This is a genomic window from Streptomyces sp. NPDC030838 (assembly GCF_055572035.1).
This window is the reverse complement of the sequence record NZ_JBVIED010000014.1, coordinates 103,163-121,624: the sequence shown is the minus strand read 5'-3', so window position 1 is coordinate 121,624 and position 18,462 is coordinate 103,163. Positions and strand designations below refer to the sequence as shown.

The window sequence follows — 18,462 nt, the reverse complement described above, 5'->3', positions numbered from 1 at the left end:
ACAAAGCAGCAAAAAAAACTGGGTTGCAGCCCTCTGGCACGGACTCTCTTCGTGGCCCTTGGGGCGTCGGGGGGCTCCGAAGGGGGGGGGGGGGGGTGCCCCCCCCCCTCCCCCCCCCCCCCCCCCGGCGGCACGTTTCTGCTGACGCTGTGGAGCGCTCAGCTCTCCTCGTGCGTGGCCACCGCGCGGCGCGCGTCCGCGTCCAGCACACCCCAGCTGATCAGCTGCTCGGTGAGGACCGAGGGCGACTGGTCGTAGATGACGGCGAGTGTGCGCAGGTCGTCCTGGCGGATCGAGAGCACCTTGCCGTTGTAGTCACCGCGCTGGGACTGGATCGTGGCCGCGTACCGCTGCAGCGGGCCCGCCTTCTCGGCCGGCACGGTGGCCAGCCGCTCCAGGTCCAGGACCAGCTTCGGCGGCGGCTCGGCGGCGCCGCCCGGGGTGGTGCCCGGAAGCAGCTCCTGCACGGGAACGCCGTAGAAATCCGCCAGCTCGGCGAGGCGCTGCACGGTCACGGCGCGGTCGCCGCGCTCGTACGAACCGACCACCACGGCCTTCCAGCGTCCCTGGGACTTCTCCTCGACACCGTGGAGGGAAAGGCCCTGCTGGGTGCGGATGGCCCGGAGCTTGGCCCCGAGCTGTTTGGCGTATTCGCTGGACATATAGCTCCCCGGACACTGTGTCGACGCGACTGGCGTGATCCCCGCCGCGCGGTTGGTAACTCACTGTGAGGTTACGCAGCGTGACTCTCCTGCGTCAAGCCGAATGGTCCACACCGACTCTTCCGTGGTATCGGCGGCCGACTGGGCCGAACGGGTGAAATCGGGGACTCGGGAGGGGGTGATCCGGGGTGTCGTGCGCGCCTGCTACCGTAGATGGCGCAATCCCGACGTCCTTTAAGGTCCGTCCCGTGAGGCGGAGAAGGAGGTCCGTTTCGTATGGACACGCACGCCAACGCGCAAGCGTCCGATGCGAGGCCTGTTCTCGAAGGCCCTGACATCGCGCGGGTACTGACCCGCATCGCCCACGAGATCGTCGAGCGCGCCAAGGGCGCCGACGACGTGGTGCTCCTCGGCATTCCGACCCGAGGCGTCTTCCTCGCCCAGCGGCTCACCGCCAAGCTCGAGCAGATCACCGAACGCAAGATCCCGTGCGGTTCGCTGGACATCACCATGTACCGCGACGACCTGCGCATGCACCCGCCGCGTGCGCTGGCCCGCACCGAGATCCCCGGTGACGGCATCGACGGCAAGCTGGTCGTCCTCGTCGACGACGTGCTCTTCTCCGGCCGCACCATCCGCGCAGCCCTCGACGCCCTGAACGACATCGGGCGCCCCCGCGCGGTCCAGCTCGCGGTCCTGGTCGACCGCGGCCACCGCGAACTCCCGATCCGCGCCGACTACGTCGGCAAGAACCTCCCCACGTCGCTGCGGGAGACGGTCAAGGTCCAGCTCGCCGAGGAGGACGGTCGCGACACCGTGCTGCTCGGTGCGAAGCCGGCCGACCAGTAGCAGACCAGGCGCACCGGCGCTCCCGCGCGCCGAGGCGCGCCCCGGTATGCCCCATATCTCCTGAATGAACTGCCTTACGGAGCCTGACAGATGCAGCGTCATCTCATCTCGGCCGCCGACCTCACCCGCGACGACGCCGTCCACATCCTCGACACCGCCGAGGAGATGGCCCGGGTCGCCGACCGGCCGATCAAGAAACTGCCGACCCTGCGCGGCCGCACGATCGTCAACCTCTTCTTCGAGGACTCCACCCGCACCCGGATCTCCTTCGAGGCCGCCGAGAAGCGGCTGTCCGCGGACGTCATCAACTTCTCCGCCAAGGGCTCCAGCGTGTCCAAGGGCGAGTCCCTGAAGGACACCGCCCAGACCCTGGAGGCCATGGGCGTCGACGCCGTCGTCATCCGGCACGGCGCCTCCGGAGCGCCGTACCGCCTCGCCAACTCGGGCTGGATCGACGCGGCCGTGATCAACGCCGGCGACGGCACCCACCAGCACCCCACCCAGGCCCTGCTCGACGCCTTCACCATGCGCCGCCGCCTGGTCGGCCGGGACGCCGGGCTCGGCCAGGACCTGTCCGGCAAGCGCGTCACCATCGTCGGCGACGTCCTGCACAGCCGGGTCGCCCGCTCCAACGTCGACCTGCTGCACACCCTCGGCGCCGAGGTCACCCTCGTCGCCCCGCCGACCCTGGTGCCGGTCGGTGTCGAGACCTGGCCCTGCGAGGTCTCCTACGACCTCGACAGCACCCTGCCGAAGTCCGACGCGGTGATGATGCTGCGCGTGCAGCGCGAGCGCATGAACGCCGCGTTCTTCCCCACCGAGCGCGAGTACTCCCGCCGCTACGGCCTCGACGGCGACCGCATGGCGAAGATGCCCGAGCACGCCATCGTGATGCACCCCGGCCCCATGGTCCGCGGCATGGAGATCACCGCCGAGGTCGCCGACTCCGACCGCTGCACCGTCGTCGAGCAGGTCGCCAACGGCGTCTCCATCCGCATGGCCGTCCTCTATCTGCTGCTGGGCGGCAACGAACCCGCCGTCACCCACGCCCGTACCGCCGAGGAGAAGTAAGACAGATGAGCAAGATCCTGATCCGTGGTGCGAAGGTCCTCGGCGGCGAGGAGCGGGACGTCCTGATCGACGGCGAGACCATCGCCGAGGTGGGCACGGGCCTGAGCGCCGAGGGCGCCGAGGTCGTCGAGGCCGGCGGCAAGGTGCTGCTGCCGGGCCTGGTCGACCTGCACACCCATCTGCGCGAGCCCGGCCGCGAGGACTCCGAGACCGTCCTGACCGGCACCCGCGCGGCGGCCTCCGGCGGCTACACCAACGTGTTCGCCATGGCCAACACCTTCCCCGTCGCCGACACCGCCGGTGTCGTCGAGCAGGTCTGGCGCCTCGGCAAGGAGTCCGGCTACTGCGACGTGCAGCCCATCGGCGCCGTCACCGTCGGCCTGGAGGGCAGCAAGCTCGCCGAGCTAGGCGCCATGCACGAGTCCGCGGCCGGCGTCACCGTCTTCTCCGACGACGGCAAGTGCGTGCACGACGCGCAGATCATGCGCCGCGCGCTGGAGTACGTGAAGGCCTTCGGCGGCGTGATCGCCCAGCACGCGCAGGAGCCGCGGCTGACCGAGGGCGCCCAGATGAACGAGGGCATCGTCTCCGCCGAACTGGGCCTGGGCGGCTGGCCGGCGGTGGCCGAGGAGTCGATCATCGCCCGGGACGTGCTGCTCGCCGAGCACGTCGGCTCCCGCGTGCACATCTGCCACCTGTCGACCGCCGGTTCCGTGGAGATCGTCCGCTGGGCCAAGTCCCGCGGCATCCAGGTCACCGCCGAGGTCACCCCGCACCACCTGCTCCTCACCGACGAGCTGGTCCGGACGTACAACCCGGTCTACAAGGTCAACCCGCCGCTGCGCACCGAGCGCGACGTGATGGCCCTGCGCGAGGCGCTCGCCGACGGCACGATCGACATCGTCGCCACCGACCACGCCCCGCACCCGCACGAGGACAAGGACTGCGAGTGGGCCGCGGCCGCCATGGGCATGGTCGGCCTGGAGACCGCGTTGTCAGTGGTCCAGGCGACCATGGTGGACACGGGCCTGCTGGACTGGGCCGGCGTCGCCGACCGGATGTCCGTCAAGCCCGCGCAGATCGGACAGGCCACGGGCCACGGCCGTCCCGTCTCGGCTGGTGAGCCCGCCAACCTCACCTTGGTCGACACGGAATACCGTGGGCTCGTGGACCCCGCGGGCTTCGCCTCGCGCAGCCGCAACACTCCGTACGAGGGGCGTGAGCTGCCGGGCCGTGTCACGCACACGTGGCTCCGGGGCAAGGCCACGCTCGTCGACGGGAAGCTCACGTGACACCTGTACTCCTGCTGGCTGCCGAGAAGGAATCGGCGGAAGTGACCGACTGGGCCGCCCGCCTCGGCTGGGTCGTCGGTCTCGCCCTGTTCGTCGCGCTCGTCTACTGGCTGATGCGCGAGGGCTGGAAGTGGCGGGGCACCCTCCAGGGGGACCTGCCGGAGCTCCCCACCGCGCCGACTGACCCCGGCGAGGCGAAACTGGCTGTGTTGTCGATGAGTGGCCGCTACCACGGCTCCACCACCGCCGGGCAGTGGCTCGACCGCATCGTGGCGCACGGCCTGGGCACCCGCAGCCGGGTCGAGCTCACGCTGACGGACGCTGGACTGGACGTCGTACGCCCCGGGGCGACCGACTTCTTCGTCCCGGCCGCGGCGCTGCGTGAGGCCCGGCTCGACAAGGGCATCGCCGGAAAAGTGCTCACCGAGGGCGGACTGCTCATCGTGACCTGGGCACACGGCGACAAGCTGATCGACTCCGGCTTCCGCTCCGACCACGCGGCGGAGCACAACGAGTGGGTCGACGTCATTAACTCCATGATCGAAACGAACACCAGGGAAGGCGCCGAACGATGACGACCTCCACCAGGGGAACCAGCAAGGTTCCCGCCGTACTCGTCCTGGAGGACGGCCGAATCTTCCGCGGCCGTGCCTACGGGGCCGTGGGGGAGACCTTCGGCGAGGCCGTCTTCTCCACCGGCATGACCGGCTACCAGGAGACCCTGACCGACCCGTCCTACCACCGCCAGGTCGTCGTGATGACCGCCCCGCACGTCGGCAACACCGGCGTCAACGACGAGGACCCCGAGTCGAAGCGCATCTGGGTCGCCGGTTACGTCGTGCGCGACCCCGCGCGCGTGCCGTCCAACTGGCGCTCCCGGCGCTCGCTGGACGAGGAGCTGGCCGCCCAGGGCGTCGTCGGTATCAGCGGCATCGACACCCGCGCCCTGACCCGCCATCTGCGCGAGCGAGGCGCCATGCGCGTCGGCATCTTCTCCGGCAACGCGCTGCCCGACGAGGGCACCATGCTCGCCCAGGTCCGCCAGGCCCCCGAGATGAAGGGCGCCGACCTCTCCGCCGAGGTCGCCACCAAGGAGCCGTACGTCGTCCCCGCGATCGGCGAGAAGAAGTTCACCGTCGCCGCCGTCGACCTCGGCATCAAGGGCATGACCCCGCACCGGATGGCCGAGCGCGGCATCGAGGTGCACGTGCTGCCCGCCACGGCGACCGCCGAGGACGTGTACGCCGTGAACCCGGACGGCGTGTTCTTCTCCAACGGCCCGGGCGACCCGGCCACCGCCGACCACCCGGTCTCCGTGATGCAGGCCGTGCTGGAGCGGGGCACCCCGCTGTTCGGCATCTGCTTCGGCAACCAGATCCTGGGCCGCGCCCTCGGCTTCGGCACCTACAAGCTGAAGTACGGCCACCGCGGCATCAACCAGCCGGTGCAGGACCGTACGACCGGCAAGGTCGAGGTCACCGCGCACAACCACGGCTTCGCCGTCGACGCCCCGCTCGACAAGGTCTCCGAGACCCCTTACGGCCGCGCCGAGGTCTCCCACGTCTGCCTCAACGACAACGTGGTGGAGGGCCTCCAGCTTCTCGACAAGCCGGCCTTCAGCGTCCAGTACCACCCCGAAGCGGCAGCCGGCCCGCACGACGCCGCCTACCTGTTCGACCGCTTCGTTTCCCTGATGGAGGGCCAGCGTGCCTAAGCGCACCGATATCCAGTCCGTCCTGGTCATCGGCTCCGGCCCGATCGTCATCGGCCAGGCCGCCGAGTTCGACTACTCCGGCACCCAGGCGTGCCGCGTGCTGAAGTCCGAGGGCCTGCGGGTCATCCTCGTGAACTCCAACCCGGCGACGATCATGACCGACCCGGAGATCGCCGACGCCACCTACGTCGAGCCGATCACCCCCGAGTTCGTCGAGAAGATCATCGCCAAGGAGCGCCCCGACGCCCTGCTGCCCACGCTGGGCGGCCAGACCGCGCTCAACACCGCCATCTCCATGCACGAGCAGGGTGTGCTGGAGAAGTACGGCGTCGAGCTGATCGGTGCCAACGTCGAGGCCATCCACAAGGGCGAGGACCGCGACCAGTTCAAGCTGGTCGTGGAGGAGGTCCGCAAGAAGATCGGGCACGGTGAGTCCGCCCGCTCGGTCATCTGCCACTCCATGGACGACGTCCTCAAGGGCGTCGAGACGCTCGGCGGCTACCCCGTGGTCGTCCGTCCGTCCTTCACCATGGGCGGCGCCGGCTCCGGCTTCGCCCACGACGAGGAGGAGCTGCGCCGCATCGCCGGCCAGGGTCTGACCCTGTCTCCCACCACCGAGGTGCTCCTGGAGGAGTCCATCCTCGGCTGGAAGGAGTACGAGCTGGAGCTGATGCGCGACAAGCACGACAACGTCGTGGTCGTCTGCTCCATCGAGAACTTCGACCCCATGGGCGTGCACACCGGTGACTCCATCACCGTCGCCCCCGCGATGACCCTCACCGACCGCGAGTACCAGGTGCTGCGCGACATCGGCATCGCCGTCATCCGCGAGGTCGGCGTCGACACCGGCGGCTGCAACATCCAGTTCGCGGTCAACCCCGAGGACGGCCGGGTCATCGTCATCGAGATGAACCCGCGCGTGTCCCGCTCCTCGGCGCTCGCCTCCAAGGCGACCGGCTTCCCGATCGCCAAGATCGCCGCCAAGCTCGCCGTCGGCTACACACTCGACGAGATCCCGAACGACATCACGCAGGAGACCCCGGCCTCCTTCGAGCCCACGCTCGACTACGTGGTCGTCAAGGCGCCCCGCTTCGCCTTCGAGAAGTTCCCGCAGGCCGACTCCACGCTGACCACCACCATGAAGTCGGTCGGCGAGGCCATGGCCATCGGCCGCAACTTCACCGAGGCCTTCCAGAAGGCGCTGCGCTCCCTGGAGAAGAAGGGCAGCCAGTTCACCTTCGTCGGCGAGCCCGGCGACAAGGCCGAGCTGCTGCGCGAGGCGGTCCGCCCGACCGACGGCCGGATCAACGCGGTCATGCAGGCCATCCGCGCGGGCGCCACGCCCGAGGAGGTCTTCGAGGCCACCAAGATCGACCCGTGGTTCGTCGACCAGCTCTTCCTCATCAAGGAGATCGCCGACGAGATCGCCGAGGCCCCGGAACTGACCCGCGAGCTGCTGGCCGAGGCCAAGCGGCACGGCTTCTCCGACCAGCAGATCGGCGAGATCCGCGGCCTGCGCGAGGATGTCGTCCGCGAGGTCCGCCACGCGCTCGGCATCCGCCCGGTCTACAAGACGGTCGACACCTGCGCCGCCGAGTTCGCCGCCAAGACGCCGTACTTCTACTCGTCCTACGACGAGGAGACCGAGGTCGCGCAGCGCGAGAAGCCCGCGGTGATCATCCTGGGCTCCGGCCCGAACCGCATCGGCCAGGGCATCGAGTTCGACTACTCCTGCGTCCACGCCTCCTTCGCGCTGAGCGACGCCGGGTACGAGACGGTGATGGTCAACTGCAACCCGGAGACCGTCTCCACCGACTACGACACCTCCGACCGCCTGTACTTCGAGCCGCTGACGCTCGAGGACGTGCTGGAGATCGTCCACGCCGAGCAGCAGGCCGGACCGGTCGCCGGTGTGGTCGTGCAGCTCGGCGGCCAGACCCCGCTGGGCCTGTCGCAGGCGCTGAAGGACAACGGGGTGCCGATCGTCGGTACGTCCCCGGAGGCCATCCACGCCGCCGAGGACCGCGGCGCCTTCGGCCGCGTGCTGAAGGAGGCCGGTCTGCCGGCGCCCAAGCACGGCACCGCCACCACCTTCGCCGAGGCCAAGGCCATCGCCGACGAGATCGGCTACCCGGTCCTCGTCCGGCCGTCGTACGTGCTCGGCGGACGCGGCATGGAGATCGTCTACGACGAGGCGCGCCTGGAGGCGTACATCGCCGAGTCGACCGAGATCAGCCCCACCCGGCCGGTGCTCGTCGACCGCTTCCTCGACGACGCGATCGAGATCGACGTCGACGCCCTCTACGACGGCGAGGAGCTGTACCTCGGCGGCGTCATGGAGCACATCGAGGAGGCCGGCATCCACTCCGGCGACTCGGCGTGCGCCCTGCCCCCGATCACGCTCGGCGGCTTCGACATCAAGCGCCTGCGCGCCTCCACCGAGGCCATCGCCAAGGGCGTCGGCGTGCGCGGCCTGATCAACATCCAGTTCGCGATGGCGGGCGACATCCTCTACGTCCTGGAGGCCAACCCGCGCGCCTCGCGCACGGTGCCCTTCACCTCCAAGGCGACCGCGGTGCCACTGGCCAAGGCCGCCGCCCGGATCTCGCTGGGCGCGACCATCGCCGAGCTGCGCGAGGAGGGCCTGCTCCCGAAGCACGGCGACGGCGGCGAGCTGCCGCTCGACGCGCCGATCTCCGTCAAGGAGGCGGTCATGCCGTGGTCCCGCTTCCGGGACATCCACGGCCGCGGCGTGGACACCGTCCTCGGCCCGGAGATGCGCTCCACGGGTGAGGTCATGGGCATCGACTCGGTCTTCGGCACGGCGTACGCCAAGTCGCAGGCCGGCGCCTACGGCCCGCTGCCGACCAAGGGCCGCGCCTTCATCTCGGTCGCCAACCGCGACAAGCGTTCGATGATCTTCCCGGCGCGCGAGCTGGTCGCCCACGGCTTCGAGCTGCTGGCCACCTCCGGCACCGCCGAGGTCCTCAAGCGCAACGGCATCAACGCCACGATCGTGCGCAAGCAGTCCGAGGGCACCGGCCCGAACGGCGAGCGGACCATCGTCCAGCTCATCCACGACGGCGAGGTCGACCTCATCGTCAACACCCCGTACGGCACCGGCGGCCGCCTCGACGGCTACGAGATCCGTACGGCGGCCGTGGCGCGGTCCGTGCCGTGCCTGACGACGGTCCAGGCGCTCGCCGCCGCCGTCCAGGGCATCGACGCCCTCAACCACGGCGACGTGGGCGTCCGATCGCTCCAGGAACACGCGGAATTCCTGACCGCGGCCCGCGACTAGCAGCCCTTGAGGGGGACACCGGAAACGGTGTCCCCCTCTTCATGAGGCTCGTCCATGAGCTTTGTCATGAGGACACCGATGTACAAGATCTTCTTCAACCTCGTCTTCAAGCGGATGGACCCGGAGCAGGCCCACCACCTGGCGTTCCGCTGGATCCGCCTGGCCGTGCGCATCCCCGTCCTGCGCACCTTCGTCGCGGCCGTGCTCGCACCCCGCTACAAGGAGCTGCGCACGGAGGCCTTCGGGCTGCGCATGCACGGGCCCTTCGGGCTCGCCGCCGGCTTCGACAAGAACGCCGTCGCCATCGACGGCATGGCGATGCTCGGCTTCGACCACGTCGAGATCGGCACCGTCACCGGGGAGGCACAGCCCGGCAACCCCAAGAAGCGGCTGTTCCGGCTGGTCGCCGACCGGGCGCTGATCAACCGCATGGGCTTCAACAACGAGGGCTCCCTCGCCGTCGCCGCCCGCCTGGCCTCCCGTACGCCGGTCTTCAAGACCGTCGTGGGCGTGAACATCGGCAAGACCAAGGTCGTGCCGGAGGAGGAGGCCGTCCTGGACTATGTGAAGTCCGCCGAGCGACTGTCCCCCTACGCCGACTACCTCGTCGTGAACGTGTCGTCGCCCAACACGCCCGGACTCCGTAACCTCCAGGCCACCGAGGCGCTGCGCCCGCTGCTGACCGCCGTGCGCGAGGCCGCCGACCGTACCGTCACCACGCGGCGCGTCCCGCTCCTGGTCAAGATCGCGCCCGACCTCGCCGACGAGGACATCGACGCGGTGGCCGACCTCGCCGTGGAACTCGGCCTGGACGGGATCATCGCCACGAACACCACCATCGCGCGCGACGGTCTCGGTTTGAAATCCGAACCTTCCCTCGTCAAGGAGACCGGCGGGCTGTCCGGGGCGCCCCTGAAGGCCCGCTCCCTGGAGGTGCTGCGCCGCCTCTACGCGCGCGTGGGCGACCGGATCACCCTCGTGGGCGTCGGCGGCATCGAGAACGCCGAGGACGCCTGGCAGCGCATCCTGGCCGGCGCCACGCTGGTGCAGGGCTACAGCGCCTTCATCTACGAGGGGCCCTTCTGGGGCCGCGCCATCCACAAGGGCCTCGCCGTGCGGCTGCGCCAGAGCCCCTACGCCACCCTCGCCGACGCGGTCGGCGCCGACGTGAGGAAGACCGTATGAGCCCCCTGGAGCCCTTCGGCGCCCGGCTGCGCCGCGCCATGGACGACCGCGGCCCGCTGTGCGTGGGCATCGACCCGCACGCCTCCCTGCTCGCCGAGTGGGGCCTGAACGACGACGTGGCCGGCCTGGAGCGGTTCAGCCGCACGGTCGTCGAGGCGATGGCCGACCGGGTCGCCGTCCTCAAGCCGCAGAGCGCGTTCTTCGAGCGCTTCGGCTCGCGCGGCGTCGCCGTCCTGGAGAAGGCGGTCGAGGAGGCCCGCGCGGCCGGCGCGCTGGTCGTCATGGACGCCAAGCGCGGCGACATCGGCTCCACCATGGCCGCCTACGCCGAGTCCTTCCTGCGCAAGGACGCCCCGCTCTTCTCCGACGCGCTGACCGTCTCGCCGTACCTCGGCTACGGCTCCCTGAAGCCCGCCGTGGACCTGGCACGGGAGAACGGCACCGGGCTCTTCGTGCTGGCGCTGACCTCCAACCCGGAGGGCGGCGAGGTCCAGCACGCCGTCCGCGCGGATGGCCGTAACGTCGGTGCGACCATGCTGGCCCACCTCGCGGCCGAGAACGCCGGAGCGGAGCCGCTGGGCTCCTTCGGCGCGGTCGTCGGCGCCACGCTGGGCGACCTGTCCTCGTACGACCTGGCGATCAACGGTCCGCTGCTCGCCCCCGGCATCGGCGCCCAGGGGGCCACCGCGGCCGGCCTTCCCCGGGTCTTCGGTGCCGCGGTGCGCAATGTGGTGCCGAACGTCAGCCGGGGTGTTCTGCGTCACGGTCCCGATGTGGCTGCCCTCAGGTCGGCCGCGGAGCGGTTCGCGGAGGAGATCAGGACCGCGGTGACGTCGGTCTGAGACCCCCACCGGGTCCTCCGGGGTCGACTTGAGGCTGGATACATCCTCAAATCCAGGGCAGTATGTCTGAAATATCCGGTCCTGACAGAGGCTGACCAGGACTTTTCCTCTGTTCTCGCTGACTCTGGCGGACTTGACCGCTAGTCTCCGACGTGTGGGGGCACCTCCCACGCCCCTCAAGGCAGTGGGGGAGGACGGGCAAGCGTGTTGCTCGTGGCTCCCCAGGTGTGGGGCGACTAGGTTCCTCACCGGTCCGTATCCGACAGTTCGACATCCGAGGTGACGTAGGCGTGGCTCTTCCGCCCCTTACCCCCGAACAGCGCGCAGCCGCGCTCGAAAAGGCCGCCGCGGCTCGCCGGGAGCGGGCCGAGGTCAAGAATCGACTCAAGCACTCCGGCGCCTCCCTTCACGAGGTCATCAAGCAGGGCCAGGAGAACGACGTCATCGGCAAGATGAAGGTCTCCGCCCTCCTTGAGTCCCTGCCGGGCGTGGGCAAGGTCCGCGCCAAGCAGATCATGGAGCGACTCGGCATCTCCGAGAGCCGCCGCGTGCGCGGTCTCGGTTCCAACCAGATCGCCTCCCTCGAGCGCGAATTCGGCAGCACCGGCTCCTGAAACCCGGCTCGCCCGGGCGTGGTCTCGGGCACTCCGGGATTGCTGGAATAATCGCTGCATGAGTGAACGTCCGCGGCTGACCGTGCTCTCCGGACCCTCCGGGGTCGGCAAGAGCACGGTCGTCGCCCATATGCGCAAGGAACACCCCGAGGTCTGGCTCTCGGTGTCGGCGACGACCCGGAAGCCCCGCCCCGGCGAGCAGCACGGAGTCCACTACTTCTTCGTCACCGACGAGGAGATGGACAAGCTGATCGCCAACGGCGAGCTGCTGGAGTGGGCCGAGTTCGCCGGCAACCGCTACGGCACGCCGCGTGCGGCCGTGCTGGAGCGCCTGGAGGCGGGCGAGCCCGTCCTCCTGGAGATCGACCTCCAGGGTGCCCGGCAGGTCCGCGAGTCGATGCCCGAGGCCCAGCTGGTGTTCCTGGCTCCGCCCTCCTGGGAGGAGCTGGTGCGCAGGCTGACCGGCCGGGGCACCGAACCGCCCGAGGTGATCGAACGCCGGCTGGACGCGGCCAAGGTCGAACTCGCCGCCGAGCCCGAGTTCGACGAGACGCTGGTCAACACCTCCGTCCAGGACGTCGCGCGTGAGCTGCTAGCCTTGATGAACGTCGTGTGATCGTCCGTGGTCATGCAGACCGAGATCACTCGGACGACCACCCGGACAATCACACGGACTGAATCTTTCCCATCCATCGGAAGGTAGAGCGTGTCCTCTTCCATCTCCGCGCCCGAGGGCATCATCAACCCGCCGATCGACGAGCTCCTCGAGGCCACCGACTCGAAGTACAGCCTCGTGATCTACGCGGCCAAGCGGGCCCGCCAGATCAACGCGTACTACTCGCAGCTCGGCGAGGGTCTCCTCGAGTACGTCGGTCCGCTCGTCGACACTCACGTTCACGAGAAGCCGCTCTCGATCGCGCTGCGCGAGATCAACGCGGGGCTGCTGACCTCCGAGGCCGTCGAGGGCCCCGGTCAGTAAGTCATACGATCAGCTCACAGCTGACTTTTCCACAGGCCCGGTAGTACGACTGCCGGGCCTGTGGTGTCTCATGGGGGTGGTCACGTTTCCGAGGTTCGGGGAGAAGCGACGGTGGACAAGCCGAAGGTCGTTCTGGGGGTCAGCGGTGGCATCGCCGCGTACAAGGCCTGTGAGCTGCTGAGAAGGCTCACGGAGTCCGGGCACGACGTCCGGGTCGTCCCCACCGCGTCCGCCCTGCACTTCGTCGGCGCCGCCACCTGGTCCGCGCTCTCCGGCAACCCCGTCTCCACGGAGGTCTGGGACGACGTCCACGAGGTGCCGCACGTCCGCATCGGCCAGCAGGCCGACCTGGTCGTGGTCGCCCCCGCCACCGCCGACATGCTCGCCAAGGCCGCCCACGGCCTCGCCGACGACCTGCTGACCAACACCCTCCTCACCGCCCGCTGCCCGGTCGTCTTCGCCCCCGCGATGCACACGGAGATGTGGGAGCACCCGGCCACCCAGGAGAACGTGGCGACGCTGCGCCGGCGCGGCGCGGTCGTCATCGAGCCCGCCGTCGGCCGCCTCACCGGCGTCGACACCGGCAAGGGGCGGCTGCCCGAGCCGGCCGAGATCTTCGAGGTCTGCCGCCGGGTGCTGGCCCGGGGCGTGCGCGAGCCGGACCTCGCCGGCCGGCATGTCGTGGTCAGCGCCGGCGGCACCCGTGAGCCGCTGGACCCGGTGCGCTTCCTCGGCAACCGCTCCTCCGGCAAGCAGGGCTACGCCCTCGCCCGCACGGCCGCCGCGCGTGGCGCCCGGGTCACCCTGATCGCCGCCAACACCGCCCTGCCGGACCCGGCCGGGGTGGACGTGGTCTCCGTGGGCACCGCCGTACAGATGCGCGAGGCGGTGCTGAAGGCCGCCTCGGACGCCGACGCGGTCGTCATGGCCGCGGCGGTGGCCGACTTCCGCCCGTCGACGTACGCGGCCGGGAAGATCAAGAAGAAGGACGGGCAGGACCCGGAGCCGATCGTCCTGGTCCGCAATCCCGACATCCTCGCCGAGATATCAGCCGAACGGGCCCGCCCCGGCCAGGTGATCGTCGGCTTCGCCGCCGAGACGGACGACGTCCTGGCCAACGGCCGCAGGAAGCTCGAACGCAAGGGCTGCGATCTGCTCGTGGTGAACGAGGTGGGGGAGCGCAAGACCTTCGGCGCCGAGGAGAGCGAGGCCGTCGTGCTGGCCGCCGACGGCGGCGAGATCCCCGTCCCACACGGGCCCAAGGAGGAACTGGCCGAAACCGTGTGGGACCTCGTAGCCGAGCGCCTGCGCTGACGGCCCTCCGGCGCCCGCCACCGCTCCGCCGGGGCGATGCAGCACGCCGCCCACGCCCCGGCAACAGCTGCGTGGCGCCCCTGGCCAATGCCGCGCAACATTGGGCAGAATGCCCGTGCCGCAGGTCACAGCACTCCCGAGAGGCGAGACAGGTGGTCCCGCGGCGGAGCACGACCGATAAACTGTTCCAGGATGACGCCGGGCGCAGCCCCGTCCCGTCCACCAATGATCAGCCAGCAGCCGCTGCAACCACAGGGAGCGTTGTGTCCCGTCGCCTGTTCACTTCGGAGTCCGTGACCGAGGGTCACCCCGACAAGATCGCTGACCAGATCAGCGACACCATCCTCGACGCGCTGCTGCGCGAGGACCCGACCTCCCGGGTCGCCGTCGAGACCCTGATCACGACCGGCCTGGTCCACGTGGCCGGTGAGGTCACGACCAAGGCCTACGCGCCGATCCCCCAGCTGGTCCGGGACAAGATCCTGGAGATCGGCTACGACTCCTCGAAGAAGGGCTTCGACGGCGCCTCCTGCGGCGTGTCGGTGTCGATCGGTTCGCAGTCCCCGGACATCGCGCAGGGCGTCGACACCGCGTACGAGACCCGGGTCGAGGGCGACGAGGACGAGCTGGACCGGCAGGGCGCCGGTGACCAGGGCCTGATGTTCGGGTACGCGACGGACGAGACGCCGACGCTCATGCCGCTGCCGATCTTCCTGGCCCACCGCCTGTCGAAGCGCCTGTCGGACGTCCGCAAGAACGGCACGATCCCCTACCTGCGCCCGGACGGTAAGACGCAGGTCACCATCGAGTACGACGGCGACAAGGCGGTCCGCCTCGACACCGTCGTCGTCTCCTCCCAGCACGCCTCCGACATCGACCTGGACTCGCTGCTCGCTCCCGACATCCGCGAGTTCGTGGTGGAGCCGGAGCTGAAGGCCCTGCTGGACGAGGGCATCAAGCTGGACACCGAGGGCTACCGCCTGCTGGTCAACCCGACCGGCCGCTTCGAGATCGGCGGCCCGATGGGCGACGCCGGCCTCACCGGCCGCAAGATCATCATCGACACCTACGGCGGCATGGCCCGGCACGGCGGCGGTGCCTTCTCCGGCAAGGACCCGTCCAAGGTGGACCGCTCGGCGGCGTACGCGATGCGCTGGGTGGCGAAGAACGTGGTCGCCGCGGGCCTGGCCGGCCGCTGCGAGGTCCAGGTGGCCTACGCCATCGGCAAGGCCGAGCCGGTCGGTCTCTTCGTCGAGACCTTCGGCACCCACAAGGTCGAGCCCGAGAAGATCGAGAAGGCCATCGACGAGGTCTTCGACCTCCGTCCGGCCGCCATCATCCGTGACCTCGACCTGCTCCGCCCGATCTACGCCCAGACCGCGGCCTACGGCCACTTCGGCCGCGAGCTCCCCGACTTCACCTGGGAGCGCACGGACCGCGTGGACGCGCTGCGCGAGGCGGCGGGTCTGTAAGGCCTGAGCCTGACGATGCTCACGAGGCCCGGCGCCCTTTCGGGGGTGCCGGGCCTCGGCGCGTTCCGGGAACGGAAAGCGCCGTCCGGACGTGCCGGCCCGGCCCGAGTGGTCTATGGCGGAAGCGCCGTGTGGCGTTGATCCGGGGCCGAGGTGATCTCGGGCCATGCGCCGGTGTCAGTGGGGTTTGGTAAGAATGCAAGCGTGAGCAGCGAGAACGGTCGGGGCGGCGGGGGCGCGGAGGGTGCGCCGCCGGAGCAGCTCGCGCTCATCCGGGAGAGTGTGCGCAAGGCCAAGGAGCCGCGGGCCAAGCCGCGGACCTGGCGGGGGGCCGCGCTGGCCAAGGAGCTGCCCGTGGCGCGGGTGCTCGTGGACAAGGGCGTGCTGCATCTCGACCGGTACTTCGACTATGCGGTGCCGGAGGAGCTGGACGCCGTCGCACAGCCGGGCGTGCGGGTGCGGGTGCGGTTCGGGGCCGGGCGGCACCGGGTGCGGGAAGGGCGTCGCGAGGGCGGCGGGCTGATCGACGGGTTTCTCGTCGAGCGGCGGGCCGAGTCCGACTACTCCGGACCGCTGGCCGCGCTGGCCCAGGTGGTGTCGCCCGAGCCCGTGCTGAGCGAGGAGCTGCTGGGGCTGGCCCGGGCCGTCGCCGATCGGTACGCGGGCAGTCTCGCCGATGTGCTGCAGCTCGCCGTGCCGCCGCGCAGCGCGCGGGCCGAGCAGCGGCCGTCGCCCGCCCCGCTGCCGCCGCCGGCGGCGCCGGAGCCGGGGTCCTGGGCGCGGTACGAGCGGGGGGCGGCCTTCCTGGCGGCGCTGGCCTCCGGGGGCGCGCCACGGGCCGTGTGGAACGCGCTGCCCGGGCCGGAGTGGAGCGAGGAACTGGCTCGTGCCGTCGCCGCGACGCTGGCCTCGGGTCGCGGCGTGCTCGTCGTCGTACCCGACGGACGGGCCGCCGCACGCGTCGACGCCGCGCTCACGGCCCTGCTCGGGGAGGGGCGGCATGCGCTGCTCACCGCCGACGCCGGGCCAGAGAAGCGGTATCGCGAGTGGCTGGCCGTACGGAGAGGGTCCGTGCGGGCCGTCGTCGGGACGCGCGCCGCCATGTTCGCGCCGGTGCGGGATCTCGGGCTGGTCGCCCTCTGGGACGACGGGGACGACAGCCACAGCGAGCAGCACGCGCCGCAGCCCCATGCGCGGGAAGTGCTGCTGCTGCGCGCCGCCCAGGACAAGTGCGCCTTCCTGCTGGGCGGGTGGAGCTGCACCGTGGAGGCCGCGCAGCTGGTGGAGAGCGGGTGGGCGCGGCCGCTGGTCGCCGGGCGCGAGCAGGTGCGGGCCGCCGCTCCGCTCGTACGGACCGTGGGCGACCAGGACCTGGCGCGGGACGAGGCCGCACGCGCGGCCCGGCTCCCCACCCTGGCCTGGCAGGTCGTCAGGGAGGGGCTGCGGCACGGGCCGGTGCTGGTGCAGGTGCCCCGGCGGGGATACGTGCCTCGGATGGCCTGCGCCCGATGCCGCGAGCCCGCCCGGTGCCGGCACTGCGCCGGACCGCTGGAGGCCCAGGACGCCGGGGCGCTGCGGTGCGGGTGGTGCGGGCGGGCGGAGGAGTCCTGGCACTGCCCGGAGTGCGGGTCCTTCCGGCTGCGGGCGCAGGTCGTGGGCGCGCGGCGGACCGCGGAGGAACTGGGGCGGGCGTTCCCGGCGGTGCCGGTGCGGACGTCCGGGCGCGAGCATGTGCTGGACACGGTGCCGGGGGCGCCCGCGCTGGTGGTGAGCACGCCGGGCGCGGAGCCCGTCGCGGAGGGCGGTTACGCCGCGGCGCTGCTGCTCGACGGCTGGGCCATGCTGGGGCGGCCGGATCTGCGCGCGGGGGAGGACGCGCTGCGGCGGTGGATCGCGGCCGGTGCGCTGGTGCGGCCCCAGGGTGCCGGGGGGACCGTCGTGATCGTCGCCGAGCCGACGCTGCGGCCCGTGCAGGCGCTGGTGCGCTGGGATCCCGTCGGGCATGCGGTGCGAGAGCTGGCCGAGCGGGCCGAGCTGGGGTTCCCGCCGGTGTCCCGGATGGCGGCGGTGTCGGGTACGGCGGAGGCGGTCGCGGAGTTCCTCGCGATGGTCGAACTGCCGTCCGAGGCCGAGGTGTTGGGGCCGGTGCCAGTGCCCGTCGCCGCTCCGGGACGCCCCCGGCGGCCGGGAGCACCGCCGCCGGGGGAGCACTGGGAGCGGGCGCTGATCCGAGTGCCGCCGGGGCGCGGGGCCGCGCTGGCGGCCGCCCTGAAGGCCACTCAGGCGGCGCGGATGGCCCGGGGCAGCGAGGCGGTGGTCCGGGTGCGGATCGATCCGCCGAACATCGGGTGAGCCGCACCCGCACGGGGGCTCGGCGGGATCCAGGGACTACAGGACTGCCCTCTCGGCCCGTGCCGGGAGGGCAGTCGGAGGAAGGCGTCAGCCGTTGCGCGGGCCCGGGAACGCCGTCGGCCTCGCCTCGTCGCGCAGCGCCGGGCTGCCCGCCGTCGGCTGGGTCGGCATGGAGCGGGCGGCCGGGACCGTGGGCACCGTCGGAAGCCCGGTGCCCACGTTGACCGTGCGGGTGCCCGACGGCTCGGCGCCGCGCTCGGTCTCGGCGGCGGCCTGGGCGGCGGCCCGGCGGGAGCCGTAACGGCGGTGGACCGCCTGCTTGGTGACTCCGAGGGCGGAGCCCACCGCGTCCCACGAGAAGCCGAGCGAGCGGTCGAAGTCGACCGCGGCCGTGACCAGGGTCTCGACACTGTCCCGCAGTTCCTGGGCGAGACGGACGGTCGGGGCGGGGGCGCGTCCGTAGACGACGAAGCCCGTGGAGGGGCCGGAGCGGCGCGGGCGGTAGACGTTGCCCAGCTGGGCGGTGAGCGTGCGCAGCGCGTCCACCTGCCGGCGGACCCGCTCGATGTCCCGCACCAGCAAGTGCAGGCTGGCCCGAGCCTGGGCGTCGTGGGTTGCGTGGTCGGCCATGAACAAGCCTCTCGAACCGGCGTTGAAGAGAAAGGATCGGGCCGCGATCGCGGCCCGTAGTGGTCAACTCTTTCTTGACCAACGCGGATTCGCGCCGCTGGTCACGCACGGGGGGCGTATGGGCATATGCGTACGCCCCCAGGGGGGATGTGCGCGGTGCGCCCCGCCTGCGGGTTTCCCGCCGT

At 71.1% G+C, this 18,462-nt stretch carries 16 protein-coding genes; 14 read left to right on the top strand and 2 right to left on the bottom strand.

The genetic code is table 11. The features are described 5' to 3' along the window. Nucleotides 1-158: 158 nt before the first annotated feature. Nucleotides 159-662 (bottom strand): transcriptional regulator BldD, encoded by a 504-nt coding sequence (gene bldD / locus ACZ42A_RS30165; RefSeq protein ID WP_086170636.1) that lies wholly within the window; start codon nucleotides 660-662, stop codon nucleotides 159-161. A gap of 276 nt (nucleotides 663-938) precedes the next feature. Between bldD and pyrR the strand changes: the two genes are divergently transcribed. From pyrR to ACZ42A_RS30095, 14 genes are all read left to right on the top strand, one after another. Then, entirely contained in the window at nucleotides 939-1,511 is a 573-nt protein-coding gene (gene pyrR / locus ACZ42A_RS30160) for a bifunctional pyr operon transcriptional regulator/uracil phosphoribosyltransferase PyrR (RefSeq protein WP_468530448.1), read from the top strand. Between the two features lie 90 nt (nucleotides 1,512-1,601). Continuing rightward, nucleotides 1,602-2,582, top strand: coding sequence for an aspartate carbamoyltransferase catalytic subunit (locus ACZ42A_RS30155; RefSeq protein ID WP_468530447.1), 981 nt, complete (start codon nucleotides 1,602-1,604; stop codon nucleotides 2,580-2,582). A 5-nt stretch (nucleotides 2,583-2,587) separates the two neighbouring features. Next, entirely contained in the window at nucleotides 2,588-3,874 is a 1,287-nt protein-coding gene (locus tag ACZ42A_RS30150; RefSeq protein WP_468530446.1) for a dihydroorotase, read from the top strand. After that, a complete protein-coding gene (locus tag ACZ42A_RS30145; RefSeq protein ID WP_468530445.1) occupies nucleotides 3,871-4,449 on the top strand; it encodes a PH-like domain-containing protein in 579 nt (192 codons plus the stop codon). The genes ACZ42A_RS30150 and ACZ42A_RS30145 overlap by 4 nt, the downstream gene beginning before the upstream one ends. Continuing rightward, the gene (carA, locus tag ACZ42A_RS30140) at nucleotides 4,446-5,588 is read left to right on the top strand and encodes a glutamine-hydrolyzing carbamoyl-phosphate synthase small subunit (protein ID WP_468530444.1); all 1,143 of its coding nucleotides are present in this window, start codon (nucleotides 4,446-4,448) and stop codon (nucleotides 5,586-5,588) included. Before ACZ42A_RS30145 ends, carA begins: the two co-directional genes overlap by 4 nt. Then, on the top strand, nucleotides 5,581-8,889 hold the full coding sequence (carB, locus tag ACZ42A_RS30135) for a carbamoyl-phosphate synthase large subunit (RefSeq protein WP_468530443.1): 3,309 nt from the start codon (nucleotides 5,581-5,583) through the stop codon (nucleotides 8,887-8,889). Before carA ends, carB begins: the two co-directional genes overlap by 8 nt. A 78-nt stretch (nucleotides 8,890-8,967) precedes the next feature. Beyond that, complete coding sequence (locus ACZ42A_RS30130; protein WP_468530605.1) at nucleotides 8,968-10,074, top strand: quinone-dependent dihydroorotate dehydrogenase; 1,107 nt, start codon at nucleotides 8,968-8,970, stop codon at nucleotides 10,072-10,074. Next, the gene (gene pyrF, locus ACZ42A_RS30125; protein WP_468530442.1) at nucleotides 10,071-10,916 is read left to right on the top strand and encodes an orotidine-5'-phosphate decarboxylase; all 846 of its coding nucleotides are present in this window, start codon (nucleotides 10,071-10,073) and stop codon (nucleotides 10,914-10,916) included. The genes ACZ42A_RS30130 and pyrF overlap by 4 nt, the downstream gene beginning before the upstream one ends. Before the next feature lie 290 nt (nucleotides 10,917-11,206). After that, on the top strand, nucleotides 11,207-11,530 hold the full coding sequence (locus ACZ42A_RS30120) for an integration host factor (RefSeq protein ID WP_003977346.1): 324 nt from the start codon (nucleotides 11,207-11,209) through the stop codon (nucleotides 11,528-11,530). Between the two features lie 58 nt (nucleotides 11,531-11,588). Next, nucleotides 11,589-12,146, top strand: a complete 558-nt coding sequence (gmk, locus tag ACZ42A_RS30115; protein WP_468530441.1) for a guanylate kinase — start codon at nucleotides 11,589-11,591, stop codon at nucleotides 12,144-12,146. Between the two features lie 90 nt (nucleotides 12,147-12,236). After that, on the top strand, nucleotides 12,237-12,509 hold the full coding sequence (gene rpoZ / locus ACZ42A_RS30110; protein ID WP_004933985.1) for a DNA-directed RNA polymerase subunit omega: 273 nt from the start codon (nucleotides 12,237-12,239) through the stop codon (nucleotides 12,507-12,509). A 111-nt stretch (nucleotides 12,510-12,620) separates the two neighbouring features. Beyond that, nucleotides 12,621-13,823 carry a bifunctional phosphopantothenoylcysteine decarboxylase/phosphopantothenate--cysteine ligase CoaBC gene (gene coaBC, locus ACZ42A_RS30105; RefSeq protein ID WP_468530440.1) on the top strand — a complete coding sequence of 401 codons (1,203 nt, stop codon included), beginning with the start codon at nucleotides 12,621-12,623 and terminating at the stop codon, nucleotides 13,821-13,823. A 263-nt stretch (nucleotides 13,824-14,086) separates the two neighbouring features. Then, nucleotides 14,087-15,295, top strand: a complete 1,209-nt coding sequence (gene metK, locus ACZ42A_RS30100) for a methionine adenosyltransferase (RefSeq protein WP_468530439.1) — start codon at nucleotides 14,087-14,089, stop codon at nucleotides 15,293-15,295. A 204-nt stretch (nucleotides 15,296-15,499) separates the two neighbouring features. Next, entirely contained in the window at nucleotides 15,500-17,647 is a 2,148-nt protein-coding gene (locus tag ACZ42A_RS30095) for a primosomal protein N' (RefSeq protein ID WP_468530438.1), read from the top strand. A gap of 87 nt (nucleotides 17,648-17,734) precedes the next feature. Here ACZ42A_RS30095 and ACZ42A_RS30090 read toward each other — a convergent pair whose 3' ends face one another. After that, nucleotides 17,735-18,277 (bottom strand): hypothetical protein, encoded by a 543-nt coding sequence (locus ACZ42A_RS30090; protein ID WP_468530437.1) that lies wholly within the window; start codon nucleotides 18,275-18,277, stop codon nucleotides 17,735-17,737. Nucleotides 18,278-18,462: the final 185 nt, after the last annotated feature.

Coding starts and splice junctions, on each gene's coding strand:
- bldD (WP_086170636.1), bottom strand. CDS start 662: ATGTCCAGCGAATACGCCAAACAGCTCGGGGCCAAGCTCCGGGCCATC.
- pyrR (WP_468530448.1), top strand. CDS start 939: ATGGACACGCACGCCAACGCGCAAGCGTCCGATGCGAGGCCTGTTCTC.
- ACZ42A_RS30155 (WP_468530447.1), top strand. CDS start 1,602: ATGCAGCGTCATCTCATCTCGGCCGCCGACCTCACCCGCGACGACGCC.
- ACZ42A_RS30150 (WP_468530446.1), top strand. CDS start 2,588: ATGAGCAAGATCCTGATCCGTGGTGCGAAGGTCCTCGGCGGCGAGGAG.
- carA (WP_468530444.1), top strand. CDS start 4,446: ATGACGACCTCCACCAGGGGAACCAGCAAGGTTCCCGCCGTACTCGTC.
- ACZ42A_RS30130 (WP_468530605.1), top strand. CDS start 8,968: ATGTACAAGATCTTCTTCAACCTCGTCTTCAAGCGGATGGACCCGGAG.
- pyrF (WP_468530442.1), top strand. CDS start 10,071: ATGAGCCCCCTGGAGCCCTTCGGCGCCCGGCTGCGCCGCGCCATGGAC.
- gmk (WP_468530441.1), top strand. CDS start 11,589: ATGAGTGAACGTCCGCGGCTGACCGTGCTCTCCGGACCCTCCGGGGTC.
- ACZ42A_RS30090 (WP_468530437.1), bottom strand. CDS start 18,277: ATGGCCGACCACGCAACCCACGACGCCCAGGCTCGGGCCAGCCTGCAC.